Annotated in this window: 1 protein-coding gene and 1 pseudogene; both read left to right on the top strand. The window is 73.5% G+C overall.

Annotated features, from left to right (window positions below):
* Positions 1–567, top strand: a 567-nt coding sequence (locus tag QAA18_RS12810) for a biotin--[acetyl-CoA-carboxylase] ligase (protein ID WP_279413477.1), incomplete at its 5' end; no start/stop codon positions are given.
* Positions 564–877, top strand: a pseudogene (locus QAA18_RS12805) (pantothenate kinase); the annotation flags it as partial. The gene QAA18_RS12810 and the pseudogene QAA18_RS12805, both read left to right, overlap by 4 nt.

Here is an 877-nt window from a genome sequence, read left to right as displayed (position 1 = left end):
GGCGGCCTGGCACGCTTGCCCGGGCTGAGCCTGGTTGCGGGGGTCGCCAGCGCGGAGGCGCTGCACGCGCTGGGATTCGAGGCGGTGCGGCTGAAGTGGCCCAACGACCTGGTGGTGGCCGAGGGCGGTGGCGCGCGCGGCCTGCGCAAGCTCGGCGGATTGCTGGTCGAGGGCGGCGGCGAAGCAGGCGGGCCCGCGCGAGCGGTGATTGGCCTGGGCCTCAACGTGGCCATGCCCGCCAGCACGGCCGCGGACATCGGCCAACCCTGGACCGATCTGGCTAGCCTCGCCGGCGGGCAGGCGCCATCGCGCAATGCAGTGGCCGCGGCGCTGCTGTCGCACTGGCTGCCGGCCCTGGAGCTGTTCGACGAGGTCGGCCTGGCACCGTTCCTGGAGCGGTATGCGCCGCTCGATGCGCTCGCCGGCCGCGAAGTGATGGTGCACGCGCACGATGGCGACCACGTCGGTGCAGTGTCTGGCCTGGCCGCCGACGGTGGCCTGCGTGTACGCATCGACGGTGGCGAGCGCGTGGTGCACGCCGGCGAAGTCAGCGTGAGGCCAGTTTGAGCGCCGCCGCAAACACCTGGCTGTTCGACCTGGGCAACAGCCGCCTGAAGTTCGCGCCGCTCCGCGACGGTGGCATCGGCGACATCGTCGCGATCGAGCACGACGGCACTGCCTTCGCATCGGGCTGGGACGCGCGCTTGCCCCGGGAGCTGGACGCGGCCTGCGTGGCGGCGGTCGCGGCCCCGGATCTGTGCGCCCGGTTGGTGGGCGCGCTCGCCGCGCGTGGCGCGCAGGTCTCGCAAGCGCGCACCCTGGCAACGCTGGACGGGCTGCGCATCGCCTATGCGCAACCCGAACGCCTCGGCGTCGA

The sequence above is a fragment of the Luteimonas sp. 8-5 genome (assembly GCF_029763755.1).
GTDB lineage: Bacteria > Pseudomonadota > Gammaproteobacteria > Xanthomonadales > Xanthomonadaceae > Cognatiluteimonas.
This window is presented reverse-complemented; position numbering and strand designations above follow the sequence as displayed.